This window comes from Belnapia moabensis DSM 16746, assembly GCF_000745835.1.
Lineage (GTDB): Bacteria > Pseudomonadota > Alphaproteobacteria > Acetobacterales > Acetobacteraceae > Belnapia > Belnapia moabensis.
The window spans coordinates 151,307-174,982 of the sequence record NZ_JQKB01000002.1; the positions used below are offsets into that span (position 1 = coordinate 151,307).

Annotated in this window: 21 protein-coding genes; 12 read left to right on the top strand and 9 right to left on the bottom strand. The window is 70.8% G+C overall.

Annotated elements, in window-relative coordinates:
- Positions 1-966, bottom strand: a complete 966-nt coding sequence (locus EP26_RS01730; RefSeq protein WP_052388677.1) for a mitochondrial fission ELM1 family protein — start codon at positions 964-966, stop codon at positions 1-3.
- 60 nt (positions 967-1,026) lie between these two features.
- Between EP26_RS01730 and EP26_RS01735 the strand changes: the two genes are divergently transcribed.
- The 8 genes from EP26_RS01735 (at position 1,027) to EP26_RS01770 (ending at position 9,406) form a co-directional block, all read left to right on the top strand.
- Positions 1,027-1,743: an orotate phosphoribosyltransferase gene (locus tag EP26_RS01735; protein WP_043335013.1), complete on the top strand. Its 717-nt coding sequence runs from the start codon at positions 1,027-1,029 to the stop codon at positions 1,741-1,743.
- A 5-nt stretch (positions 1,744-1,748) separates the two neighbouring features.
- Positions 1,749-3,419 carry a peptide ABC transporter substrate-binding protein gene (locus EP26_RS01740; RefSeq protein WP_342669075.1) on the top strand — a complete coding sequence of 557 codons (1,671 nt, stop codon included), beginning with the start codon at positions 1,749-1,751 and terminating at the stop codon, positions 3,417-3,419.
- Between the two features lie 85 nt (positions 3,420-3,504).
- Positions 3,505-5,637: a TonB-dependent receptor gene (locus EP26_RS01745; protein WP_084112258.1), complete on the top strand. Its 2,133-nt coding sequence runs from the start codon at positions 3,505-3,507 to the stop codon at positions 5,635-5,637.
- A gap of 2 nt (positions 5,638-5,639) precedes the next feature.
- Positions 5,640-6,323 (top strand): Fe2+-dependent dioxygenase, encoded by a 684-nt coding sequence (locus EP26_RS01750; protein WP_043335016.1) that lies wholly within the window; start codon positions 5,640-5,642, stop codon positions 6,321-6,323.
- Positions 6,320-7,435 carry a PepSY-associated TM helix domain-containing protein gene (locus tag EP26_RS01755; protein ID WP_052388679.1) on the top strand — a complete coding sequence of 372 codons (1,116 nt, stop codon included), beginning with the start codon at positions 6,320-6,322 and terminating at the stop codon, positions 7,433-7,435. The genes EP26_RS01750 and EP26_RS01755 overlap by 4 nt, the downstream gene beginning before the upstream one ends.
- The gene (locus EP26_RS01760; RefSeq protein ID WP_052388680.1) at positions 7,432-8,133 is read left to right on the top strand and encodes a MotA/TolQ/ExbB proton channel family protein; all 702 of its coding nucleotides are present in this window, start codon (positions 7,432-7,434) and stop codon (positions 8,131-8,133) included. The genes EP26_RS01755 and EP26_RS01760 overlap by 4 nt, the downstream gene beginning before the upstream one ends.
- Positions 8,130-8,597 carry an ExbD/TolR family protein gene (locus EP26_RS01765; RefSeq protein WP_043335020.1) on the top strand — a complete coding sequence of 156 codons (468 nt, stop codon included), beginning with the start codon at positions 8,130-8,132 and terminating at the stop codon, positions 8,595-8,597. Before EP26_RS01760 ends, EP26_RS01765 begins: the two co-directional genes overlap by 4 nt.
- 5 nt (positions 8,598-8,602) lie before the next feature.
- Positions 8,603-9,406 (top strand): energy transducer TonB family protein, encoded by an 804-nt coding sequence (locus EP26_RS01770; RefSeq protein WP_052388681.1) that lies wholly within the window; start codon positions 8,603-8,605, stop codon positions 9,404-9,406.
- Between the two features lie 17 nt (positions 9,407-9,423).
- On the opposite strand, the gene EP26_RS01775 is transcribed toward EP26_RS01770, so the two are convergent.
- From EP26_RS01775 to EP26_RS01785, 3 genes are all read right to left on the bottom strand, one after another.
- On the bottom strand, positions 9,424-10,950 hold the full coding sequence (locus EP26_RS01775; RefSeq protein WP_043335021.1) for a PhoX family protein: 1,527 nt from the start codon (positions 10,948-10,950) through the stop codon (positions 9,424-9,426).
- Positions 10,947-13,256: a molybdopterin-dependent oxidoreductase gene (locus EP26_RS01780; RefSeq protein ID WP_043335022.1), complete on the bottom strand. Its 2,310-nt coding sequence runs from the start codon at positions 13,254-13,256 to the stop codon at positions 10,947-10,949. Before EP26_RS01780 ends, EP26_RS01775 begins: the two co-directional genes overlap by 4 nt.
- 64 nt (positions 13,257-13,320) lie before the next feature.
- Entirely contained in the window at positions 13,321-13,929 is a 609-nt protein-coding gene (locus EP26_RS01785) for a cation transporter (RefSeq protein ID WP_043335023.1), read from the bottom strand.
- 41 nt (positions 13,930-13,970) lie between these two features.
- Here EP26_RS01785 and EP26_RS01790 point away from each other — a divergent pair, with 41 nt between their 5' ends.
- Positions 13,971-15,365 carry an aspartate aminotransferase family protein gene (locus EP26_RS01790; RefSeq protein ID WP_043335026.1) on the top strand — a complete coding sequence of 465 codons (1,395 nt, stop codon included), beginning with the start codon at positions 13,971-13,973 and terminating at the stop codon, positions 15,363-15,365.
- Positions 15,362-16,561 carry an O-antigen ligase family protein gene (locus EP26_RS01795; RefSeq protein ID WP_043335028.1) on the top strand — a complete coding sequence of 400 codons (1,200 nt, stop codon included), beginning with the start codon at positions 15,362-15,364 and terminating at the stop codon, positions 16,559-16,561. Before EP26_RS01790 ends, EP26_RS01795 begins: the two co-directional genes overlap by 4 nt.
- An 83-nt stretch (positions 16,562-16,644) precedes the next feature.
- Here the strand turns inward: EP26_RS01795 and EP26_RS01800 are convergent, their stop codons facing one another.
- The 3 genes from EP26_RS01800 to kdsA are packed head-to-tail and all read right to left on the bottom strand — an operon-like array spanning position 16,645 to position 19,207.
- Positions 16,645-17,640, bottom strand: coding sequence for a KpsF/GutQ family sugar-phosphate isomerase (locus tag EP26_RS01800; RefSeq protein WP_052388682.1), 996 nt, complete (start codon positions 17,638-17,640; stop codon positions 16,645-16,647).
- Entirely contained in the window at positions 17,637-18,368 is a 732-nt protein-coding gene (locus EP26_RS01805; protein WP_043335029.1) for a 3-deoxy-manno-octulosonate cytidylyltransferase, read from the bottom strand. Before EP26_RS01805 ends, EP26_RS01800 begins: the two co-directional genes overlap by 4 nt.
- The gene (kdsA, locus tag EP26_RS01810) at positions 18,365-19,207 is read right to left on the bottom strand and encodes a 3-deoxy-8-phosphooctulonate synthase (protein ID WP_043335031.1); all 843 of its coding nucleotides are present in this window, start codon (positions 19,205-19,207) and stop codon (positions 18,365-18,367) included. Before kdsA ends, EP26_RS01805 begins: the two co-directional genes overlap by 4 nt.
- A 197-nt stretch (positions 19,208-19,404) precedes the next feature.
- Here kdsA and EP26_RS01815 point away from each other — a divergent pair, with 197 nt between their 5' ends.
- Positions 19,405-20,241 carry a flagellin gene (locus EP26_RS01815; protein ID WP_043335034.1) on the top strand — a complete coding sequence of 279 codons (837 nt, stop codon included), beginning with the start codon at positions 19,405-19,407 and terminating at the stop codon, positions 20,239-20,241.
- Between the two features lies 1 nt (position 20,242).
- Here the strand turns inward: EP26_RS01815 and EP26_RS01820 are convergent, their stop codons facing one another.
- Entirely contained in the window at positions 20,243-20,959 is a 717-nt protein-coding gene (locus EP26_RS01820; protein ID WP_043335035.1) for a hypothetical protein, read from the bottom strand.
- 164 nt (positions 20,960-21,123) lie between these two features.
- On the opposite strand from EP26_RS01820, the gene EP26_RS01825 reads away from it, so the two are divergent.
- Positions 21,124-22,101, top strand: a complete 978-nt coding sequence (locus tag EP26_RS01825) for a Bug family tripartite tricarboxylate transporter substrate binding protein (protein WP_043335037.1) — start codon at positions 21,124-21,126, stop codon at positions 22,099-22,101.
- Here the strand turns inward: EP26_RS01825 and tcuA are convergent.
- A complete protein-coding gene (tcuA, locus tag EP26_RS01830; protein WP_043335039.1) occupies positions 22,088-23,605 on the bottom strand; it encodes an FAD-dependent tricarballylate dehydrogenase TcuA in 1,518 nt (505 codons plus the stop codon). The genes EP26_RS01825 and tcuA overlap by 14 nt on opposite strands.
- Positions 23,606-23,676: the final 71 nt, after the last annotated feature.

Consider the following 23,676-nt stretch of genomic DNA (forward strand, 5'->3'; position numbering starts at 1 on the left):
TCACTTCGTCGCATCCCTCGCCGCGGTAACCCCCCAACCCCGTGTGCGGATCGCGGCTGCGACGCGGGCGCCCTCATCGAGCGGCTGGCGGCTGAACCACCCCTCCCCCAGCGCCCGCGCCTGGCCGGCGCCGATCAGGCTCTCGCCCAGCCGCCGGTGCCGCGGGCCGAGCCCGCCAGGATCGGCGATGAAGACCGGCGCCGCGGTCGCCAGCGCCTCCGACAGCATGGAGACGCTGTCCCCCGTCACTACCACCGCATCCGCCCAGGCGAGGAAGCCGGCATAGGGGTTGGGGCCCCCCTCCCCCCAGCGGAACAGGCGATGCGGCCGCCCGGCAAGCGCCGCGGAGAGTGCCTCGGTCGCCGTTGCGCCGGTGCGCCGGCTGGTTGTTGCCAGCACGCTGCCGGCCATCCCCGCCACCTGACGCCCGATCGCCGAGGCCACCTCCGGCTGCATCCCCTCATCCCGCACCGGCCCGCCCACCAGCAGCGCCACACGCGGCGAGGGCAAGGCTTCCAGCGCCGCCCACTCTCCTCGCGCCGCCGCCAGCCGGCCGGGTGACATGCGGTGGCAGGCGCCGAGGATCTCCATCAGGTTCGGCGCCGGCCGTGGCCTGTCATGCGCGCCGATCACCAGCAGGTCGAAATCCGCGGCGCCAAGGCCGGGGCGCATGCAATGCACCGTCCGCGCTCCGCGCCGCCGCAGCCAGCGCGCGACGGGGGCCGAGCGCCGCCCGGCGGAAAGGGCCAGCCGCGGCCATGAGCCCTCGACCTGCCGGCGGGCTTCCGCCGCCAGCCCGGCGAGGCTTGGCCAGGCGATGGGCAACCGCGCCAGCCTTCCCCATTGAAGCTCGATCACCCGGAAAGGCACCCCCAGCCGCTCTGCGATACCCAAGGCCTGCGCCGCCGTCCCCGCCCGCGGGTCGGCCAGCACCCAGACCGCCGGCTCCAAGGGGCGGTCGGTCATGGACGCCGCCCCGCGCCGCGGTTACGGATGGGCCGAACGCCGCCGGCAGGGGAATGCGCCATGGCCATGCAACATGCTTCCGACTGGGACCGGGATGCCGCGCTGACGACGGCGCGCATCCTGCTCGAGATCAAGGCGGTGAATTTCCGCCCGGAGGAGCCCTACACCTTCACCTCGGGCTGGAAGAGCCCCGTCTATATAGACTGCCGCAAGATCATCTACTTCCCTCGCGCCCGGAACCGCATCTGCGACCTGGCGGTGGAGAAGATCGGCCGCCACATCGGCTACGAGTCGATTGACGCCGTGGCGGGCGGCGAGACTGCCGGCATCCCCTTCGCCGCCTGGATCGCCGACCGGATGATGGCGCCCATGGCCTATGTGCGAAAGAAGCCGAAGGGCTTCGGCCGCAATGCCCAGATCGAGGGCGACGTGCCGGAGGGCAAGAACACCCTGCTGGTCGAGGACCTGACCACCGACGGCGCCTCCAAGATCCGCTTCGCCCAGGCGCTGCGCGATGCCGGCGCGGTCTGCGACCACACCTTCGTCGTCTTCTTCTACGGCGTCTTCCCCGGCAGCTTCGAGACAATGAAGGGGATGAACCTCTCGCTGCATCACCTCTGCACTTGGTGGGACGTGCTGGAGGTCTGCCGCGAGCGGCCCTATTTCAGCGAGGGGGCACTGAAGGAAGTGCGGAAGTTCCTCGAGGACCCGGTCGGCTGGTCGAAGGCGCATGGCGGCATCGGTTCGGCGGCGGAAGCCCGCGCGAAGGAGGACTGAGGCGGATGCCGATGCGTCGCGTTGCCGCAGCAGCCGCGGCCGGGCTGCTGGCCCTCGCCACGCCCGCCCTCGCCCAGCCGCGCGAGTCGCTGACCATCGGCATCATCCAGTACCCCTCGACCTTCCACCCGAACATCGACGCCATGGCGGCGAAGTCCTACGTGCTGGGCTTCGCCCGGCGGCCGCTGACCGCCTATGGCGCCGATTGGCAGCCGCTCTGCATGGCCTGCGAGAGCCTGCCGACGATCGAGAACGGCGGCGCCCGGCGCGAGACGACGCCTGATGGCAAGCCTGGCATCCGCGTCACCTACCGCCTCCGCACCGATGCCCGCTGGGGCGACGGCCGCCCCGTCTCCGCCGAGGATCTGCGCTTCGCCTGGGAGGCCGGGCGGGAGGGCGCGACCGGCTTCGGCGGCGCGGAGTTCTACCGCTCCGCCTATGAGCTGATCGTCGAGGACGAGCGCACCGTCACGCTGCGCTACGACAAGGTCACCTTCGACTACAACGTCGCCGGCGACTTCCAGCCGCTGCCCGCGCATATCGAGCGCGCCCGCTGGCAGCAGGAGCCGCGTACGTACCGAAACCGTACCGGCTACGACACTGAGACGACGAATCCCGGCCTGTGGTCCGGGCCATGGCGCATCACCGCCGTGCAGCCCGGCGCCGGCGTGACGCTGGAGCGGAACGAGGCCTGGGCCGGCCCCGCCCCCGCCTTCCGCCGCATCCAGATCCGCACCGTCGAGAACACCGCGGCGATGGAGGCGCAGCTGCTCGCCGGGCAGATCGACATGGTCGCCGGCGAGCTCGGCCTGCCGGTCGAGCAGGCGGCGGCGCTGGAGCGGCGGACAGGCGGGCGCTTCCGCGTCGAGTACAAGCCGGGGCTGATCTACGAGCATCTCGACCTCCGCCTCGACGCGCCGCCGCTCGACGACCGCCGGGTGCGCCAGGCGCTGCTGATGGCGATCGACCGGGCGCAGATCGTGGCGCGGCTGTTCGAAGGGCGGCAGGTGGTGGCTGAGACGGGCGTCAACCCGCTCGACCCGATGCATGACCCGAACGTGCCGCGCTGGCCCTATGACCCCTCCCGCGCCATCGCCCTGCTGGAAGCGGTCGGCTGGCGCCCGGGGCCGGACGGCATCCGCCGCAACGCCGCCGGCGAGCGCCTCACCATTGAGCTGATGACCACCGCCGGCAACCGCGCCCGCGAGTCGGTCCAGCAGGTGATACAGGGCATGTGGCGCCAGGCCGGCGTCGAGGCGCGCATCCGCAACGAGCCGCCGCGGGTGCTGTTCGGCGAGACGCTGTCGCGCCGCCGCTTCACCGGCGCCGCCCTCTTCGCCTGGATCTCCTCCCCCGAGAACGTCCCGCGCACGACACTGCATTCCGAGGAAATCCCGACCGAGGCGCGCAACTGGTCAGGACAGAATTACGGCGGCTACCGCAACCCGGAGATGGATGCATTGCTCGAGGCGCTGCCGCAGGAGCTCGACCGGGAGCGCCGCCGCGCCCTCTGGTCGCGCCTCCAGGCGATCTTCGCCGAGGATCTGCCGGAACTGCCGCTCTGGTTCCGCGCCGACGCGCATGTCTGGCCGCGCTGGCTGCATGGCGTCCAGCCGACCGGCCATCTGAACCCCAGCTCGCTCTGGGCCGAGCAATGGCGTGTAACGCAACCCTGACCCGCAACGCCGCGTTGCGATTTGGTATTGCGAGTCATTCTCAGTAGCGCTACGCCATCCCCGGCCTACCTGGGAACCTGTCTAGATGTCGTCGCTACGCGCTCCGCTTCCTCGCCTGCAACCGAGCCTGGGCCTGGCCGGCATGGGCCTGCTCGCCGCCAGCCCCACGGCAATGGCCCAGAATGCCCCGCCCGCCGGCGGCATCGCCCTGCCTGAGCTGAATGTCCAGAGCGCGAACCCGCCCCGCTACCGCGCCGACGACACCCCGGTGGTCCGCATGCCGACCTCGGTGCGCGAGGCACCGCAATCCATCACCGTTGTCCCGCGCGAGCTGATCGAGGAGCGTGGCGCGACGACGCTGCGCGAGGCGCTGCGCAACGTCACCGGCATCAGCCTGGCCGCCGGCGAAGGCGGCTTCTCCGGCGACAACCTGACGCTGCGCGGCTTCAGCGCGCGCAACGACTTCTTCATCGACGGCATCCGCGACAGCGCGCAGTACACCCGCGATCCCTTCTTCCTCGACAGCGTCGAGGTGTTGAAGGGCCCCTCCTCCGTCATGTTCGGCCGCGGCTCCACCGGCGGCGCGATCAACCTCTCGACTCGCATGCCGCAGCAGCGGAATTTCGGCGAGCTGACGCTGACCGGCTTCTCGCCCTTTGGCCTGCGCGCCACCTCCGATATCGGCATGTATTCCGGCACGGTCGGCGTGCGGCTGAACGCCATGGCGACGCGACAGGACATCGCCCGGCGCGATCACGTCACGAACGAGCGCTGGGGCGTCGCACCTTCCGTCACCTGGGGCCTTGGGACGAATACCCAGGTCTCGCTGCACTTCCTGCATCAGTCGGAGGACAACGTCCCCGATTTCGGCATCCCTATCGTGCGTGGCCGACCGGCGCCCGTCTCCTACAGCACCTTCTACGGCCTGGCCGGCGTCGACCGCGAGCGGACCGAGACCAATGTGATGACGTTGACGGCGCAGCACCGCTTCGCCGACGGCGTCAGCCTGCGCAACACCTTCCGCTACGGGAACTACGACCGCGACCTCAACGCGACGGCGCCGCGGCTGATCACCGCCATCACCCCGACAACCAACCTCGCGAACGTGCTGGTCAACCGCCAGCCCCAGGTCCGGCGCGGCACCGACACCATCCTGCAGAACCAGACCGAGCTGCGCGCCACCGCCAATACCGGCCCGCTGCGGCACCAGATCGTCGCCGGCCTCGAGCTCGGGCGCGAAACTTCGCAGCTTACCCGCTTCACCAGCAACAACCGGCCGGCGGCGACGCTGTTCAACCCGAATTTCTACCAAGCCTTCGACCAGACCCTCTCGGTCAACACCGATGCGGACACCACCGCCTACACCCTCGGCCTCTTCGCCGCCGACCAGATCCGCATCGGCGAGTATTTCGAGGTGCTCGTGGGTGGCCGCTACGACCGGTTCGACGCCCGCTTCAACAGCCTCGCCGGCGCCACCGGCGCGACCACGCGCTTCGACCGTGTGGACGACATGTTCAGCTGGCGCGGCGCGCTGGTCTTCAAGCCCACCAGCACGGTGCGCACCTACTTCTCGGCCGGCACCTCCTTCAACCCGAGCGCCGAGGCGCTGACGCTCGCCACCAACACCGCCAACCTGGCGCCCGAGAAGAACCGCTCCTTCGAGATCGGCGCCAGCTGGGACATCACGCCCGATCTCGCCATCCGCGGCGCCATCTTCCGCATTGAGAAGACGAATGCCCGCACGCCCGATCCCGCGAACGGCACGCTCAACGTGCTGGCCGGCGAGCAGCGCTCGGACGGCTTCGAGATCTCGGCGGCCGGCCGCATCACGCGCAACTGGAACGTCATCGCCGGCTATACCTACATCGACTCGCAGATCACCCGCTCCACCACCGCGGCCGAGGTCGGCAAGGAGCTGCTGAACACGCCGCGCAACACCGCGACGCTCTGGACCAGCTACGACCTGCCCTATGGCGTGCAGATCGGCGGCGGCCTCAGCTACATCGACAAGCGCTACGGCAACAACGCCAACACCGTCATCGCGCCCGCCTATGTGCGCTACGACGCCGCCATCGCCTGGGCCATCACCGACCAGCTCGGCATCCGGGTCAATGCGCTGAACCTCACCGACAAGCGGTTCTACGAGGGCGTCTATTCGGGGAACATCACCCCGGGCGCCGGACGCACCATCATCGCCAGCCTCACGGCGCGGTACTAGGCATGCTCCTCCACATCCCCGAGGTGCTGGATGCGGCAAGGCTCGCGGAGACGCGGGCCTTGCTGGCGCGTGCGCCCTGGGTCGATGGCCGAGTCACAGCCGGCCATCAGTCGGCACAGGTGAAGGACAACCTGCAGATTCCCGAGGGCTGCCCGGAGCACCGCGCCCTCGGCGAGATCGTGCTCGCCGCGCTGCAGAGCAACCCGCTCTTCATCTCCTCAGTGCTGCCGCTGAAAGTCTTCCCGCCGCTGTTCAACCGCTATGACCCGGGCATGACATTCGGCGCGCATGTGGACAACGCCATTCGCCAGATCACCGGCACGCCGCACCGCATCCGCACGGATGTCTCCTGCACCCTGTTCCTCAGCGACCCGGCGAGCTATGAGGGCGGCGAGCTGATCGTCGAGGATACCTATGGCGAGAAGCGGGTGAAGCTGCCGGCCGGCGATGCGGTGGTCTATCCGGCGACCAGCCTGCACCGCGTCGCACCCGTGACGAGCGGCTCGCGGCTGGCGAGCTTCTTCTGGATTCAGAGCATGGTGCGCGACGATGGCCAACGCGCATTGCTCTTCGACCTCGACATGGCCATCAACCGCGCCCGCGGCGACCTGCCGGCGGGCCACAGCGCGCCGACGGAGCTGACCGCCGTGTACCACAACCTGCTCCGTCGCTGGGCCGACGCGTGACCGTCCGCCGCGCCCTGCTGCTCGGACATCGCTGGCTCGGGCTCATCCTCGGCCTCGTCATGCTGCTGCTCGGCGTGACGGGCAGCATCCTGTCCTTCCAGCGCGAGATCGACGCGGCGCTCAACCCGCAACTCTTCCGTCCGAGCGGGCCGCCGAACCCGGAACTCAACTACGCCGCCATACTCAAGGCGGCCGAGGCAGCGACGGACCATCCGGCCGGCGTCATCCGGCCGCCCGATGAGGTCTGGCCGGTCTGGATCGTCAGCCCGCCGCGCCAGCGCGGCACCCCGCCCGGCCCCTCCGCCTATCTCGATCCGGCGACCGGCCAGCTACTCGGCGAGCGCGCCGGCCGCACCGGCTTCATCGCCACGATGCGCGAGCTGCACGACACGCTGCTGCTGCGCGACTTCGGCGGGCGCGAGGCGGTGGGCTGGTTCGGCGTGCTGCTGCTGCTTTTCTCGCTCTCCGGCATCTGGCTGTGGTGGCCGAGGCAGGGCTCGCTCGACGCGGCGCTGGTCACCGTCCGGCGCCGGCCGAGCACCGTCCTCAATCTCGACCTGCACCGCGTCATCGGCATTTGGATGGCAACAGTCCTTACCGTCGTCGCCGTCTCCGGCATCGCCATCATCTTCCCCGCCTGGTTCCGACCGGCGCTCGGCATCGCCGAGCCCGCGATGCCCGCGCCCGCGCCGCCGCGCCGCGAGCCGATGACGGTCGATGCCGATGCCGCGGTGGCCGCCGCCCTCGCCCATCTCCCCGGCCAGGTGCCAACCATGGTGACGCTGCCCAGCCGGCAGCGCCAAGCCTGGCAGGTCTCGCTGCGGCCAGCCGATGGCAGCACCGAGGTCCGCGCCCGCAGCGTCGTCACCGTCGATCCCTGGTCCGGCGCGGTGACGGAGGAACGCGGCCCCCGCACCCGCAGCCTGGGCGAGGAGGTGCTCGCCATGCAGCGCTGGCTGCATGGCGGCGCGCTGCTGGGCTGGCCGGGGCGCATCCTCGTCTTCCTCTCGGGCATCGCCATGCCCGTCCTTTTCGTCACTGGCCTAGCCGCCTGGCTGCTGCGTCGCCGCAACCGCCGACGCATCGCTGTCCTGCAAGGGAAACCCGCATGAACCCGGCGTCCGCCCCCGATTTCACCATGCAAAGCCTGATCCTCAATGCCGACCCGGTCGTGCAGGGGGTGATGGCGCTGCTGCTGCTGGCCTCGCTCGCCTGCTGGGCCATCATCATCGAGAAGACCATCCTGTTCGGCCGCCTCAAGCGGGAGGCCGCCGGCCTCGCCGCGCTCGCCGCCTCCGGCGCCATCCTTCCCCCCGAGGGGGATGCCGGAAAGGACGGCCTCGCCGGCGCTGTGCTGCGCGCCGGTCTGCCGGAATGGCGCGAGGGACGCGATCAGCACGAGAGCGCCGGCGAGTTCCGCGATCGGCTGGAGCGCGCCATGCGCGCGGCCGTCACCACGACGCTCCGCCGCGCCGAGCCGGGCCTGCCGCTGCTGGCGACCATCGGCTCGGTCAGCCCCTTCGTCGGCCTGTTCGGCACGGTCTGGGGTATCATGCACAGCTTCTTCGGCATCGCGGCGAAGCAGGATACCGGTCTCGCCACCGTGGCGCCGGGCATTGCCGAGGCGCTCTTCGCCACGGCGATCGGCCTCGTCGCCGCCATTCCGGCGGTGATCGCCTACAACCGCTACAGTATCCGCCTCTCCCGCATCCGGGCCGAGGCGATGGGCGCAGCGGCGAGCCTCGCCGGACGGCTGGCGCGGCGGCCGGCGGTGCTGGAGGGCCGGCGCAAGGCCGGTGAATCCGCATGAGCATGCAGCTCTCCTCCGGCATGGGCGACGAGGACGAGGCGCATCCCGTCTCCGAGATCAACGTCACGCCGCTGGTCGACGTGATGCTGGTGCTGCTCGTCATCTTCATGGTGACGGCGCCGATGATGACCGCCGGCATCGCCCTCGACCTGCCGAAGACCGCGGCCGCCCCGCTCAGCCCGCCGGCGCCGCCGCTGGAGCTGAGCCTGACCAAGGAGGGTGGTCTCTTCCTCGACAAGGAACCTGTGGCGCAGGAGGCGCTGGAGCCGCGCCTCGCTGCCATCCGTGCCGAGACGCCGGACCGGGCGCTGCATCTCCGCGCCGATCGCGGCCTCGACTACGGCGAGGTGCTGCGGGTGATGGGCCTAGTCCAGCGCGCCGGCATCACCAAGGTGGCGCTGGTCTCGCTGCCGGGCGGCGACCCGGCGCCGGCACCGGCACCAACGGCGCCGCAGGGGCGCTGAGCCGCATGGCCCACGCCCGCCACATCGCCTGGGGCCTCTCCCTCGGCCTGCATGCCGCCGGCGCCGCCGTGCTGCTGCACGGCCTGCCCACCGAGGAGCAGCCGGTGATGCCAGTCATGCTGCTCGAGATGCCGACCCCCGCCGCGCCCGAGCCGGAGGCCGAGCCGCCGCCCGAACCGGTCGCCGAGGCGCCGCCGCCCCAGCCCGCCCCGCCACCGGAGCCGCCCCCCCCGGCGCCCGTCGCCATGGCCGAGCCGCCCCCGCCGGAGCCGCCGCTGCCCGAGCCGCCGCCACCCCAAGTTGAGCCCCCGCCGCCCGAGCCGCCGCCCCCGGCCGCGGAAATGGCGGAACTGCCCTTGCCGCCTCCACCCCCGCCGCCCGAGCCGAAGCCGGTCACCACCCCGCGCCGCCCGCCCCCGCCGCCGCGCCCGCAGACGCCCACCGTGGCCGAGGCGCCGCCCGCGCCGGTCCAGCCGGCCGTCGCGCCCGCAGCCCCCATCACTGCACCGGTCGCCGCCGCGCCGCCGCCGAGCTACACGGCGCTGCTGATGCGCGCCCTCGAGCGCCATCGCCGCTATCCGGACGATGCGCGCTGGCGCCGTGCCCAGGGCGTCGCCTTGTTGCGTTTCCGCATGCAGCGCGACGGCACCGTGGTCGGCTATCGGATCGAGCGCAGTGCCGGCGACCCGTCCCTCGACCAAGCGGTGCAGACCATGATCCAGAACGCCTCCCCCCTCCCCGCCCCGCCGGCGGAGATGGCAGGAGACCCGGTGGAGCTGACCGTGCCGGTGCGCTTCTCGTTGCGGTAAGGCGGAAAGCGGCCCGATCAGCCGCCGACCGGACCGCCTCCGGCCCGGGTGAGCGCCGCCAGCACGCTGCGCGGCGGCACGCCCGCCGCGAATTCCGGCCAGCGCGTGCCCGGCCGGTCGAAGCTGGCCCCCGGCTCGGCGCCGGGATGGCGGATGCCGAAGAACAGCGTCTCTCCATCAGGCGTCAGCGCGGCGCCGCCGACCGAGGCCCCGCGCGGCGCCCCATAGGCCGGCAGCGGCACTCCGCGCCCCGGCCCGGCCAGGTCGCAGGCGAAGAGCCCCTCCGCCTGCACGCCGACACGGCCCAGCCGGTCGGTGCCGATCCAGGCCCGGCCGCGCGCATCGACGGTGACAGTGTCGGGGTTCTCGGGCCAGGCACTCCCTGGCGGCAGCCCGCCCCCGCCGTAGCGGGCCTGCGGCCCACGCGGGTCGCCGGCGGCGAAAAGCAGCCGCGCGACGGCCCCCGCCCCCCCGTCATCCCCGCCATCGGCCGAAAGCTCGATCACATGGCCGGCGGGCCGGGCCGGGCTGCCACGGCAGGCGAGCAGCAGCCGCGGTCCCCTCGGATCGAGGCCGAGGCCGGAGGGCGTGTCGAAAGGCGTCCCGCCCGCCCCCTGAGCGGCCTCCAGCAGCGGGGCGCCATCCGGCAGCGGAATCCAGATCAGCCTTTCACCCTCCATCCGGGCGACGAAGAGCGTGCCGGCATCGAGCGCACGGTCCTCCGAGGCCAGGCCGGCGGAGACGAAGCGGAAGAGGAAGCCACCGATCCGCCGGTCGGTCATGTAGACCACGGCGCGCCCATCCCTGCTCAACGCTGCCGCCACGTCGCCATGGGCGAAGCGGCCGAGCGCCCGGCGCTTCACCGGCACCGATTGCGGGTCGAAGGGGTTGACCTCGACGACGAAGCCATAGCCCACGCCATCCGCGATGGCCGGATCCAGCGCGCCGAGCCGGCTTTGCCAGAAGCCCGGATCGCCCTCGGCCAGCAGCAGCGTCCCCCAGGGCGTGACGCAGCCGCCGCGGATGCCAAGCACCCCGCGCACCGCCCCGCCGCCCGAGACCCGGCAGAGGGTGGAGAGGGTGAGCCGCCGGCTCTGGTAGCCGCCATCCACCACCACCCAGCGCCCGGCCTGCCGCTCGATATTGAGGAGAGAGGCGCCCTGCATGGCCGCCGCCGCCGCCGGCTGGTCCTGCCCGCCGGGGAAGGCCATGGCCGGATCGACGGTCGGATGGGCGATGGCGAGGATGGCGCGGGGCACGCCATCGGCGGCTGGCTGCTGCGGCACGGCGATGCCGAGCACCCGCGCATCCCAGCCGAATTGCGCGGCGACCGCATCCGGGTCCGGCGTGCGCGGAGTCCAGCGCGGTGCATCGAAGGTGACGCGGTCGCCCCAGCGCATCAGCACGTCGCGCCGGTAGCCGGGGGCCACGGTGTCGTCCTGCTTCACCGGCAGGGCCAGCGGGTCGAGGTCGAGCGCTAGGGCCGGGGAGGACAGCGCCGGGGCGGCCAGCGCCGCCGCCAGCAGGACACGCCGGCCGATCATGCCGGGACGACCGGCGGCGGCCGGTGCACGGTGACCGGCGGCAAGGCCCCCTCCCAGCGTTCCACCTGCACGAGGCAGGACTGCGCCGAAGGCCCCTGGCCGAGCCTCGAGGTCCCGATATCCGCCGTCAGCACATTCGGGTTGCCATGGACGCAGAGCGCATCCGGGTTGCCAGGGATGAGCGGGTCGTACCATGCGCCGGTCGCCATGGCGGCGACGCCCGGGAGCATCCCCTCCTTGATCCGGACGCCGCCGAGGCAGGCGCCGCGGCCGTTGAAGATGCGGACGATGTCGCCTTCCTTCAGTCCGCGCGCCGCCGCATCCTCCGGGCTCAGATGGATCGGCTCCCGCCCCTCGATCTTGCCCGCAGACGAGACGCGGCCGGGGTCGAGCTGGCCATGCAGCCGCGTTGCCGGCTGAAAGGAGAGAAGGTGCAGCGGGAAGCGCGCCGCTGCCGGGGCGCCGAGCCATTCCCGTGGCTCCCGCCAGACTGGGTGGCCCGGGCAGTCGTCATAGCCGAAGCTGGCGATGGTCTCGCTGAACAGCTCCACCTTGCCCGAGGGCGTATTGAGCGGCTCGCCCTCCGGGTCTGCACGGAATCCGGCGAACTGCGTGTATTCCTCGCCCGGCGCGACGGGCGGCGCCTCCACATGCCCCTCGGCCCAGAAGCGCTCGAATTCCGGCGCCTCGAAGCCGAGCCGCCCGCAGGCGACCCGCCACTGGCCATAGAGATGCCGCAGCCAAGCGCCCTCGTCGCGCTGCTCGGTGAAGCGGTCGCGGTAGCCGAGCGCATCGGCGAGATCCGCAAGCATATCCGTGTCGTTGCGCGCCAGCCCCTGGGGCGGCACCGCCTGGTGCATTGCCCGGACAAAGCGATCCCGGTTGCTGGATGCGATGTCGTTCCGCTCCAGCGTCGTCGTCGCCGGCAGGACGATATCGGCCTGCCGGGCGAGCGCCGTCCACCAGGGCTCCTGCACCACCACGGTCTCGGCCCGCGCCCAGGCGCGCTGCAGCCGCGGCAGGTCCTGGTGGTGATGGAAGGGGTTGCCGCCCGCCCACCAGATCATGCGGATATCCGGCAGGGTGATGCGCTGGCCATTGAACTCCAGCACCTCGCCGGGCCGTTCCAGCAGCTCCGTCACCCGCGCGACCGGGATGGTGAGGCCCGCCGGATTGCGGATGCCGGGCGAGGAGACCGCCGGCAGCTCGCGCCGCGGTACGCCCATCCCGCCGATGCTGCCATAGCCGAATGCGACGCCCTGGCCCGGCTTGCCGATGGTCCCGAGCATGGCAGCGAGCGCCACCAGCATCCAATAGGGTTGCTCGCCGTAATCCGCCCGCTGCAGCGACCAGGCGGCCGTCAGCATGGTCGGCTGCGCCGCGCAGTCGAGGGCGAGACGGCGGATCGTTGCGTTCGGAATGCCGGTGATGGGCGCAGCCCAGTCCGGCGTCTTCGCCTGCCCGTCGCTCTCGCCAAGGATATAGGCCCGCAGCCGCTCCCAGCCCGTGCAATGGGTGGCAAGGAAGCCGCGATCCTCGCGCTCCTCCGCCACCAGCACATGCGCCATCGCCAGCAGCAGCGCCGCATCCGTCCCCGGCCGGATCGGAATCCATTCGGCGCCGATCTCCGCCTCGGTGTCGCCGCGGAAGGGCGAGACATTGATGAAGCGCACTCCGGCAGCAGCGGCCTGGCGAATCAGCGGCATGTATTCGTGCCGCCCCTGCCCGCCCGAGGCGACGAGGCCGTTCTTCGCCGCCAGCCCGCCGAAGCAGAGCATCAGACGGGCATGCCGGGCGATCGCCTGCCAGTCGGTGACGCGGCCGAGCAGCACCTCGTTGGTGCCGAGCACATGCGGGATCAGCGCCTGCGCCGCCGCATAGGAATAGGCATTCACCGAGGAGGTGAAGCCGCCGCCGAGGCCGAGGAAGCGCTGCAATTGCGTCTTCGCATGGTGGTAGCGCCCGGCCGAGGACCAGCCATAGGAACCGCCGAAGATCGAGGTCGCGCCATGCTCGGCTCGCACCCGCGCCGTCTCCTCGGCGAGGATGCGCGTCACCTCGTCCCAGGAAACCGGCACGAAGGGGTCACCCCCGCGCAGATGCCCGCGCCGCCGCCCCTCGATCCAGCCACGGCGGATATAGGGCCGATCGATGCGGCAGGCCGCATGGACCACATCCGGCACCGCCTCGATCAGGCTGCCGGGAAAGGGATCCGGGCCGAAGGGGCGAACGCCAGTGACGCGGCCATTCTCGACCACGGCATCGAAATAGCCCCAATGGGAGGCATGCGGCTTGATTTCGGTCATGGTTCGAACTCGTCTTTGGCGGCGGACCTTGCCACCCACTGCCCGGTTCCGTCCACAACGCGGCTCAGGCCTTCGCGGCCTGGTGTTCCTCCCGCGCCGCCTCCCAGACCTCCCAGGCCGCATCGGCATTGACCGCCGCGATGGCGAGCCCGACCAGGAGGTCCGGCCAGGCCGAGTGCCACAGGAAGGCGGTGACGAGCCCGGCCCCGATGATCGCGAGGTTCGCCAAGGCGTCGTTGCGGGCGGAGAGGAAGGCCGCGCGGGTCAGGCTGCCACCCTGCCGCCGCACCTTGGCCAGCATCAACGCGCAGCCGGTATTGACCAGCAGGGCACCGGCACCCGCCAGGATGAGTGGCAGCGGCGCCGGCGGCAGGGGCTCGCCGAATTTGTCCCAGGCGGTCCAGAGCGTCGCCAAGGCCGGCACCAGCAGCAGCAGCGCCAGCAGCATGCCGAGCCGCGCCCGCGCGGCGGCACCCCAGCCCAGCCCGAGCAGGATCAGCAGGTTGACCGCCGCATCCTCGAGGAAGTCGATGCTATCGGCGAAGAGCGCAACAGAGCCGATCGCCAGCGCCACCGCGAATTCCACCCCGAAATAGCCGAGGTTGAACCCCGCGATGCGGCCGACCACGCTGCGGAGCGCCGGCTCGCCGCCGGGTCTTGGGTTCTCTGCCATTCCGCGCCTACACTCCCCCATCCGTCAGGAAGGCCGCTGCCATGACCCCACCTCGCAATTCCAATGCCGCCCGCGACATCGCCTATGCGCTGCACCCCTATACCGATCACAAGGCGCATCTGCAGAACGGCCCGCTGGTGATCAGCCGCGGCAAGGGCGTGCGCGTCTTCGACGAGCAGGGCAAGGAATACATCGAGAGCGTCGCCGGTCTCTGGTGCGCGAGCCTAGGCTTCGACAATGAGCGCCTGGTGCAGGCCGCGACCGACCAGATGCGGAAGCTCCCCTTCTACCACGCCTTCACCGCCAAGTCGCACGAGCCGCTGATCGACCTCAGCGAGATGCTGATCGAGCGCGCGCCCTCGCCGATGAGCAAGGTGTTCTTCGCCAATTCGGGCTCCGAGGCGAATGACAGCGCGATCAAGATGATCTGGTACATGAACAACGCCATCGGGCGACCGGAGAAGAAGAAGATCATCGCCCGGCTGAAGGGCTATCACGGCATCACCCTGGCCGCCGCGTCGCTCACTGGCCTGCCGGCCAACCACAAGCTGTTCGACCTGCCGATCGCCGGCTTCCACCACGTCTCGACGCCGCACCACTACCATGACGCCCTGCCCGGCGAGTCGGAGGAGGATTTCGCCACGCGCCTCGCCGAGGAACTGGAGCAGAAGATCCTGGCCGAGGGGCCGGAGACGGTCGCCGCCTTCTGGGCCGAGCCGATCATGGGCGCCGGCGGGGTCATCCTGCCGCCCAAGGGCTACTTCCCGAAGATCCAGGCGGTGCTGAAGAAGTACGACGTGCTCTTCGTCGCCGACGAGGTGATCTGCGGCTTCTGGCGCACTGGCAACTACTGGGGCAGCCAGACCCTCGACATCCAGCCGGACATCCTGGTTTGCGCCAAGGCGCTCTCCGCTTCCTATCTGCCGATCTCGGCGGTGCTGGTGAGCGAGCGGGTCTTCCAGGGAATCGCGGAGGGCTCCTCCTCCATCGGCACCTGGGGCCACGGCTTCACCTATTCCGGCCACCCTGTTCCGGCCGCCGTCGCCATCGAGACGCTGAAGATCTACGACGAGATGGATATCGGCGGCCATGTGAAGAAGGTCGGCGCGCATATGCAGGCGCAGCTCCGCGCCCGCTTCGCGGACCACCCGCTGGTCGGCGAGGTGCGCGGCACCGGCCTCATCGGCGCCATCGAGCTGGTGGCCGACAAGGCCACGAAGAAGAATTTCGACCCGGCCCAGAAGGTCGGTGGGCGCCTGACCAAGCTCGGCGAGGCGAACGGCGTCATCATGCGCGCCATGACCAATGACAGCATCGGCTTCTCCCCGCCCCTCATCATCTCCGAGGAGGAGGTGGACGAGATGCTGAACCGCGTGGCGAAGTCGCTGGACGAGATCATGGTGCAGGTGCGCCGCGAGAGCATCGCCGCCGTTTGATCCGCGTAAACTGGTCCCCCTCGCTGCCGGTTGCCATCGCCCTGGCGATCGGCCCGGTGGCGGGGGTGCTGCAATCGAAGGCCCTCGCCCCCATCGCGGTGGCGGCGCTGCTGCTCGCCGTGCTCGCGCATCGGCGGCAGCGCGGGGCCTGGCCCTGGCCGCGTGGCGCGGCGGCCTGGCTCGGCCTCGGGTTGTTCGCCTGGGGCGCGGTGACGGCCTTCTGGGCGATCGAGCCATGGCGCGCGCTCGGCACCTCGCTGCAGATCGGCGGCTTCATCGCGCTCGGCGCGACCGCGGCGCGGGCGGTGGCGGCGGATGACGATGCCGCGCACCGGCGCCTCCTGCTGACGGCGACGGGCGGGCTGGCGGCCGGCATCCTGCTCGCCGGCCTCGATGCGGTGACGGGCAATGCCATCCGCGCCGCCGTGCGCGGCCTCAAGGAGATCCCGCCGACACTCGCCTTCGGGCTGAAGCCGGCCGCCTCGGCCATGGCGCTCTGGCTGCCGCTGGTGGCGGCGGCGCCGCTGCCGCGGCTGCTACGGGCCGGGGTGATCGGCGCCGGCGCCGTTGTCCTGGTCCTGCTCCCGGGCGAGGCGGCAAAGCTCGCCGTGCTGGCCGGACTGCTGATCGGCGGGCTCGCGCTGCTGCTGCCGCGGCTGGCGCGGCCGGGGCTCGGCGCGGTGCTGGCGGCGGCGGTCATCGCCATGCCGATGCTGCTCGGGCCGATCCTTGCGCGCGGCCTGCCGGCGGCGGACATCCCGCCCTCGGCGGCGCACCGACTGCTGATCTGGGATTTCGTCATCGGCCGCATCGCGGAACAACCGCTGCTCGGCTGGGGGATGGAGGCGAGCCGGAGCGTGCCTGGCCACCGCGAGCATCCGACGCCGGAGGCGCTGGCGCGCTTCGGCCTTGATGGGCCGCAGAGCCCGCCCTGGCTGGCGGCCGCGGAACTGCTGCCCCTGCATCCGCATAACGGCGCGCTGCAATTGCGGCTGGAGCTCGGCTGGCCCGGCGTGCTGCTGGCGGCGGCGCTCGCCGTGGCGCTGGCGATGGCCTGCGGCTCGCCCGTCGCCCTGGCGATGCTGGCCGCAGGCGCCGTCACCGCCATGCTGAGCTTCGGCGCCTGGCAGGAATGGTGGGTCGGGGCGGAGTTGCTGGCCGTCGCTGCGGCTGCGGCCTTGCGCCGCCCAGCTTAACCCTTCTCCGCCAACCGATACCCCCGCCGGACCAGCGCCAGCAAGGCATCCAGGTCGGGGCGCGCGGGTTCGTCCATCGAGCCCTATACAATCCCCGCCGAAAGCAGCTGCTGCACATGCAGCAGGCCGACCGGCCGCCGTCCTTCCTGCACCACCAGCACGTTGATCCGCCGCGCATTCATCTCGGCGAGCGCCGCGCTGGCGATCTGCTCCGGCACGGTATGCCGCGGCGCCCGCGTCATCACCGCATCCACCCGCTCCGCCATAATGCCGGGATGCATGTGCCGGCGGAGGTCGCCATCGGTGATGATGCCGACGACGTCCCCCGCCGCATCGGTGACGATGGCGCAGCCGAGGCTATGGCCCGTCATGGCGATGATCGCCTCACCCATGGACGCATCCTCGCGCACCATCGGCAGGTCCGGCGCCCGCTTCATCACCTCGCCGACGCTGAGCAGCTGCGCCCCGAGCTTGCCGCCCGGATGGAAGCGATGGAACTCCGCCGGGGTGAAGCCGCGCCGCTCCAGCAGCGCCATCGCGAGCGCATCGCCGATCGCCATCTGGATCAGCGTCGAGGTGGTCGGCGCCAGCCCATGCGGGCAGGCCTCGGTCACGGCCGGCAGGATCAACGGGATGTCGGCCGCCCGCCCGAGCGCGCTCTCCGCCCGCCCGGTGACGGCGATCAGCCGCACGCCGAAGCGCCGGGAATAATGGACGATGTCGCGCAGCTCCACCGTCCCGCCCGACCAGGACAGCGCAAGCACCACATCCGCGGCCGTCAGCATACCGAGGTCGCCATGGCTCGCCTCGGCCGGATGTAGGAACAGCGCCGGCGTCCCCGTGGAGGCGAGCGTCGCCGCAATCTTCCGCCCGACATGCCCGCTCTTGCCCATGCCGGTGACGACGACGCGCCCCTCGGCCGAGAAGACCGTCTCGACCGCCCGCGCCAGTTCCTCGCCGAGCGGCCCGTCGAGCGCGGCCGCCAGCGCCGCCATCCCCTCCTGCTCGATGGCGATGGTGCGGGCGATGGTCTCGCGGATGCGCGCCGCATCCGTGCCGTGCCGGAGCACGGCGCTCATCGTGAGGCCAGCATCGCGCGGGCGCGCTCGAGATCATCCGCCGTGTCGACACCGAGCGGCACCACCGGCACCTCCTGCGCGTCGATCCGCATCCCCGCCTCCAGCGCGCGGAGCTGCTCCAGCTTCTCGCGTCGCTCGAGCGGCGAAGGCGGCAGGGCGACGAAGCGCGCCAACGTCTCCCGCCGCCAGGCATAGAGGCCGATATGGTGGTAGAGCGGCCCCTCGCCCCAGGGCGCCGTCGCCCGGGTGAAGTAGAGCGCGCGATGCCGCCCGCCGCCGAGCGGCGTCCCCACCATCTTCACCACCTGAGAGGCGGCCTTCTCCTCCTCCCGCACGATCTCGGCGACGAGCGTGCCGAGCGCCACCTCCGCCGCCGCCATCAGCGCCGCAGCCGCGCGGATCGCCGCCGGATCGATGGTCGGCAGGTCGCCCTGGACGTTGATGACCAGGTCGTAGCACCCCTCGCCATCCAGCCGCCCCAGCGCCTCATGGATGCGGTCCGACCCCGAAGGGTGATCGCCCCGCGTCATCACCGCCCGCCCGCCCGCCGCCTCGACGGCCTCGGCAATGCGCGGCGTGTCGGTGGCGACGGCCACGGGGCCGATATCCGCCTCCTGCGCCCGGCGCAGCACGTGGACGATCATCGGCAACCCATGGATATCGGCGAGCGGCTTGTCCGGCAGCCGCGTCGCTGCCAGCCGCGCCGGGATGAGGACGATAGGCCTCATGCCGCGCCTTGCTGCTTGGCCAGCGCGTCGAAGGCCATCAGCGTCTCGATCAGCTTCGGGAAGTCGCGCAGCGGCACCATGTTCGGCCCGTCCGACGGTGCATGGTCCGGGTCGGGATGCGTCTCGATGAAGACGCCCGCGACGCCGACGGCCACGGCAGCCCGCGCCAGCACCGGGACGAATTCCCGCTGCCCGCCCGAGGAGGTTCCCTGCCCGCCCGGTTGCTGCACGGAATGCGTCGCGTCGAAGATCACCGGCGCGCCCATCGCCGCCATGATCGGCAGCGCCCGCATGTCGGAGACCAGCGTATTGTAGCCGAAGGAGGCGCCCCGCTCTGTCGCCAGCACCCGCGGATTACCGGCGCCCGTCACCTTGGCGATGACGTTCTTCATGTCCCAGGGCGCCAGGAACTGCCCTTTCTTGACGTTCACGACCCGCCCCGTCGCGGCCGCCGCCACCAGCAGGTCGGTCTGCCGACAGAGGAAGGCCGGAATCTGCAGCACATCGACAGCCTCGGCGATCGGCGCGCACTGCCCGGGCTCGTGCACATCGGTCAGCACCGGCAGGCGCAGGCTCTCGCGGATTTCGGCGAAGACGGGCAGCGACTGCGCCATGCCCATCCCTCGCGCGCCGCCGGCGCTGGTGCGGTTCGCTTTGTCGAAGCTCGCCTTGAAGATCAGCCCGAAGCCGAGCCCCGCCGCCACCTCGCGCAGCGCCGAGGCGACTTCAAGCCCATGCGCCCGGCTTTCGAGCTGGCATGGGCCGGCGATGACGGCGAGCGGCAGATGGTTGCCGAGGCGAACCTGGCCGATGGTGACGACCGGATCGGGGGCGGACATGGCGATGCTGTTCCCTCTAGCGCGGGTGGGCGCCAAACGCCCGTATCCCCCATTCCGGTCGGCCGGATCAAGCGGGCTCGGCTTTTTGCGTGGGAGATGATTTTCCACATATCGCTTTCATCGGTTCTTTACCCGGAACGGGCACCATTCCCTCAACCGGCCCGAGGATCGCGGTCGCCAGCCAAGGGAAAAGCCCGATGCCGCTGAATTCCGTGAACACCAATGTCGGCGCCATGGTGGCGCTGCAGTCGCTCAATCGGACAGGGGATGACCTGGCGGCGACGCAGAAGCGCATCTCGACCGGCTTCCGCGTCGCCGATGCGAAGGATGACGGCGCGGCCTACGCGGTCGCCGAGCGCATCCGCGGCGCCGTTGCCGCCACCACCTCGGCCAATGAGCAGTTGGGCGGCGTGAAAGGCCTGCTCGATGTCTCGAACGCCGCCCTGGAGAATGTCTCCTCCGCCCTTACCAAGCTCCAGGCCGTGGCCGTGAAGCTGGCGGACGGCACCATCACCGATGAGCAGCGCAGCCAGTACCAGGCCCAGGCCGGCGAGCTGACCAACAACGTCAAGTCATTCATCAAGGACGCCAGCTACAACGGCCTCAACGTCCTCGACGACCCGGCCAACCTCGCCGTCCAGGTCGTGACCAACGGGACGGGCACCTACTACACCTTCAGCGGCTTCAAGGCGATCACCGACGTCCTCAACAGCGTCTCCACCGCCAGCACCTGGACGAAGCCGGACGCTTCCAACGCGCTCACCAAGACAGGCGCGATCGGCAAGGCGATCACCGCAACGCTGAGCCAGCTGAACAATTTCGGCAGCTACTCGAACTACATCGACAGCCAGATCAACTACAACAAGTCGATCCTCGATGCGCAGCAGAGTGGCCTCGGCGCGCTGATCGACACCGATATGGCGAAGGAGAGCGCCCGGCTCCAGGCGTTGCAGATCCGCCAGCAGCTCGGCACCCAGGCGCTCGGCATCGCCAACCAGGCGCCGCAGTCCCTCGTCAGCCTGTTCCGCGGCTGAGCTAGTTCCGCCGTACGTCCCAGAAGGCGGAAGGTGGCATTGAACTTGCGGCACCCTGTCGCGGCGGCAGGCCGGCGGGCATCGGCTCGGCGATCGGTGGCAGCGGCGTCAGCGCCCGCTCCGGCGGCCCACCGGGCATGCCCGTCACCGGCGGCAGGCTTTCATAAGCCCGCGACATCGGCGCGCGCGGCGGCACGGCGGAGAATGCCGGCGCGGCACTCAGCTGCGTGGGCAGCGGCCCTGAAACCGGCCCCTGATACGGCGCAGAGGCCGGCTGTAGTGGTGGCAGCTCCGGCATCGGCGGGAGGCGCGAACTGGCCTGGATCGGTACCGCCCCGCCCTGCAAGGCGGCCAGCCTCGGCGGTTCTCCCGGCAGCACGCCCCGCTGCATCGCCGCCGGCGCAGCCACAGGCGCGGCGCTCCCGAGCAGGATGGGCGCCGCCCCACCGCGCAGAGGCGCCGCCGCATCGGCACAACGGAAGACCAGATCATAATCCGCAGGGTTGATCTGCCGCCGTAGCATCTGCGCCTGACCTCCCCGGCTGCCACAGAAGGCCGAGGCCTCGCTCAGCGCCTGCTGCGTTGCACCCCCGAGATTCCGGCTCGCCACGATGAGGCGATAGGTGCCATCCGCCAGCGGCGTCACCCCGGAGGAGCGCTGCCCCGAGCAGCCAACCAGCAGCCCCATCCCGATCGCCACCCAAACCGTCGCGCGCATGCACCCCTGCCCTAACGCCTGCGCGGTTTGTACCCGGCCGGCCGGCCGAGGGCAGCATAAAACGCAAAACGGGATCGGAATTGGTCCGAGTTGTCGTCTACCGCGACAGGCTCGCCTCACCCTCCGCGCCGGGGCATGGTTCGGCAAAGACCTGGGAGGAAGCAATGCCGCAAGCCCTGACTCGCCGCCGCACCCTCGCTGCGCCGGCCCTTCTGCTCGCCCATCCCGCCGCGGCGCAAGGCGCCTGGCCAGGTAAGCCGGTCACCTTGATCGTCCCTTGGGCGCCTGGCGGGTCGAACGATGTCGTGGCTCGGCTGCTCGCCCCGCATCTCGAAGCCCGCTTCGGCCAGCCCTTCATCATCGAGAACCGTCCGGGCGGCGGCGGCAGCATCGGAATGGGGCTGGTGGCACGGGCCCGGCCGGACGGGCTGACGCTGCTCGTCTCGTCGGCCTCCAACCATGTCTTCCACCCGCTCATCGCCCAGGATCTTGGCTATGACGTCCGGGAGGCGCTCGAGGGCATCGCCATGCTGGTCGATGTGCCGAATGTCCTCGCCGCGACGAAGGCCTTGGGCATCCGCACGGTGCCGGACCTCATCGCCAAGGCGAAGGCCGATCCGCGCGGCATGAGCTTCGGCTCCTCCGGCGTCGGCTCCTCGAACCATCTGGCGGGTGAGCTGTTCCGGCTGCGGACGGGCCTCGACCTGACGCATGTGCCCTATCGTGGCGGCGGCCAGGCGATCACCGACCTTGTCGCCGGCACGGTGCCGATCGTCTTCCTCAACCTGCCGACCGTGGTGGGGCCTGCCGATGCTGGGCGGGTAACGCTGCTCGCCGTCTGCACGGACCGGCGCGTCGCCAGCCGGCCGGACATCCCCACCATGCAGGAGGGCGGCGTGCCGGATTATGCCGTCCGCTCCTGGACCGGCCTCTTCGCCCCGCGCGGCACAGCACGATCAGCGATCGAGGCCCTAGCCTCGGCACTCCAGGAAACCCTCGCCATGCCCGCCATCCGCGCCCGCCTGACCGAGATGGCGAGCGAGCCGATCTGGATGGACCCGGCCGAGACCGACCGTTTCGTCGCCGCGGAATACGAGCGCTGGGCGCCCGTCATCCGCCGCGCGAATGTCAGGCTGGAATAGGCGCCGCCAGCCCGCCGGCATTGACCCTCAAATCGGCCGCCGCCGTGGCACCGGCAAGCTTGCCGAAGACCGCGCCGTTGATGAGGCCCGAGCCGCCCGGGTAGTTGAAGTAGAACACGCCGCCCACCAGCTCCCCGGCCGCGTAGAGCCCGGTGATCGGCTGCTGGTCCGCATCCAGCACCCGCGCCTGGTTGTCGATCCTGAGGCCGCCGAAGGTGAAGGTGATGCCGCACCCTACCTGATAGGCCTCGAAGGGCCCGTCCTCGATGGTATTCGCCCAGTTGGACTTGTTGACTGCCAGCCCCTCGGTACGGCGCCCGTCCTTGACGTTCGGGTTGAAGGGGATGTCGCGCCGCACGGCCGCGTTGTAGGCACGGATCTCATCAAGGAAGGCACGGCCGTCCACGCCCTCCAGCTTCGCCGCCAGCTCCTCCAGCGTGTCGGCCTTCACCTTCGTCACCTGCTTGATGCGGTACTCGTCGCGCAGCACATGCAGGACCTTCTGATCGAAGACCTGCCAGGCGAAATTGCCCGGCTGCTCCAGCACTACGCGGCCATACTTGGCGTAGGTGTAGTTGCGGAAATCGGCGCCCTCGTCGAGGAAGCGGCGGCCATTGGCGTTGATGAGTACGCTCCACGGATAGCTGTGCTTCTGGAAGGCGTCGCCCACCGCAAGGTCGCCATACTCCGGCGCATTGAAATCCCACTGCACCGCATGGCAGCCGGAGTAGTTGCCGAAGGGCGAGGCGCCGATCTCGAGCGCCATCTTGATGCCGTCACCCGTGTTGAAGCGTGTGCCCCGCACCTTGGCGAGTTCCCAGCCTGGCCCGAGATAGCGCGTCCGCATCTCCGCATCGCCCTGGAAGCCGCCGGCCGCGAGAATTACCGAAGGCGCCTTGATGTCGTAGATGCGGCCCGGGGACTTCACCCGCACCCCCTCGACCTTGAAGCCGTCATAGAGGATTCGCTGCGCCCGTGTCGCGTAGCGGATGTCGATACCGCGCTTCCGCGCCGCCTCCGTCTCCGCGGCGACGAGGCCGGGGCCACCGCCCCAAGCTTCCACCGTCAACCCGCCCCAGAACTTGAACTTGCCATCCACCTTGAAGGCCTGCCGCCCCCAGATGGGTGCAAATTTCACGCCCTTGCCGCGCAGCCACTTCATCGTCTCGAAGCTGCGCCGCACCAGGATGTCGCAGAGCTCCGGGTCCGTGCGGTTCCGTGTCACGCGGAACATGTCGTCGAAGAACTGGTCCTCGGTATAGGTGCCGAAATCCGTCTGGGCGCATTCGGCATCAGTCAGGTCGGGCATGATCACCCGCAGGTCCTCGACGCCACGATAGGCGAAGCGGATGGCGCCCGCGGTGAAGCGGGTATTGCCCCCCGCCTCATCCTCCGGCGCCCGCTCCAGCATGACGACGCGGGCACCCTGCTCCTGGGCGGAGAGCGCGGCACAGAAGGCGGCATTGCCGCCGCCGACCACGATGACGTCGAATTCCTCAGCCATGGCGACCTCCGATCATTGTACACGGATGTATACATGGATCGGCAGCCCTGTCCAGGCCGGGGGCCGCACCT

Excerpts from the sequence above, each read along its gene's own strand:
- EP26_RS01730 (WP_052388677.1), bottom strand. The coding sequence starts at position 966 with ATGACCGACCGCCCCTTGGAGCCGGCGGTCTGGGTGCTGGCCGACCCG.
- EP26_RS01735 (WP_043335013.1), top strand. The coding sequence starts at position 1,027 with ATGGCCATGCAACATGCTTCCGACTGGGACCGGGATGCCGCGCTGACG.
- EP26_RS01740 (WP_342669075.1), top strand. The coding sequence starts at position 1,749 with ATGCCGATGCGTCGCGTTGCCGCAGCAGCCGCGGCCGGGCTGCTGGCC.
- EP26_RS01745 (WP_084112258.1), top strand. The coding sequence starts at position 3,505 with ATGTCGTCGCTACGCGCTCCGCTTCCTCGCCTGCAACCGAGCCTGGGC.
- EP26_RS01750 (WP_043335016.1), top strand. The coding sequence starts at position 5,640 with ATGCTCCTCCACATCCCCGAGGTGCTGGATGCGGCAAGGCTCGCGGAG.
- EP26_RS01760 (WP_052388680.1), top strand. The coding sequence starts at position 7,432 with ATGAACCCGGCGTCCGCCCCCGATTTCACCATGCAAAGCCTGATCCTC.
- EP26_RS01765 (WP_043335020.1), top strand. The coding sequence starts at position 8,130 with ATGAGCATGCAGCTCTCCTCCGGCATGGGCGACGAGGACGAGGCGCAT.
- EP26_RS01770 (WP_052388681.1), top strand. The coding sequence starts at position 8,603 with ATGGCCCACGCCCGCCACATCGCCTGGGGCCTCTCCCTCGGCCTGCAT.
- EP26_RS01775 (WP_043335021.1), bottom strand. The coding sequence starts at position 10,950 with ATGATCGGCCGGCGTGTCCTGCTGGCGGCGGCGCTGGCCGCCCCGGCG.
- EP26_RS01780 (WP_043335022.1), bottom strand. The coding sequence starts at position 13,256 with ATGACCGAAATCAAGCCGCATGCCTCCCATTGGGGCTATTTCGATGCC.
- EP26_RS01785 (WP_043335023.1), bottom strand. The coding sequence starts at position 13,929 with ATGGCAGAGAACCCAAGACCCGGCGGCGAGCCGGCGCTCCGCAGCGTG.
- EP26_RS01790 (WP_043335026.1), top strand. The coding sequence starts at position 13,971 with ATGACCCCACCTCGCAATTCCAATGCCGCCCGCGACATCGCCTATGCG.
- EP26_RS01800 (WP_052388682.1), bottom strand. The coding sequence starts at position 17,640 with ATGAGCGCCGTGCTCCGGCACGGCACGGATGCGGCGCGCATCCGCGAG.
- EP26_RS01805 (WP_043335029.1), bottom strand. The coding sequence starts at position 18,368 with ATGAGGCCTATCGTCCTCATCCCGGCGCGGCTGGCAGCGACGCGGCTG.
- kdsA (WP_043335031.1), bottom strand. The coding sequence starts at position 19,207 with ATGTCCGCCCCCGATCCGGTCGTCACCATCGGCCAGGTTCGCCTCGGC.
- EP26_RS01815 (WP_043335034.1), top strand. The coding sequence starts at position 19,405 with ATGCCGCTGAATTCCGTGAACACCAATGTCGGCGCCATGGTGGCGCTG.
- EP26_RS01820 (WP_043335035.1), bottom strand. The coding sequence starts at position 20,959 with ATGCGCGCGACGGTTTGGGTGGCGATCGGGATGGGGCTGCTGGTTGGC.
- EP26_RS01825 (WP_043335037.1), top strand. The coding sequence starts at position 21,124 with ATGCCGCAAGCCCTGACTCGCCGCCGCACCCTCGCTGCGCCGGCCCTT.
- tcuA (WP_043335039.1), bottom strand. The coding sequence starts at position 23,605 with ATGGCTGAGGAATTCGACGTCATCGTGGTCGGCGGCGGCAATGCCGCC.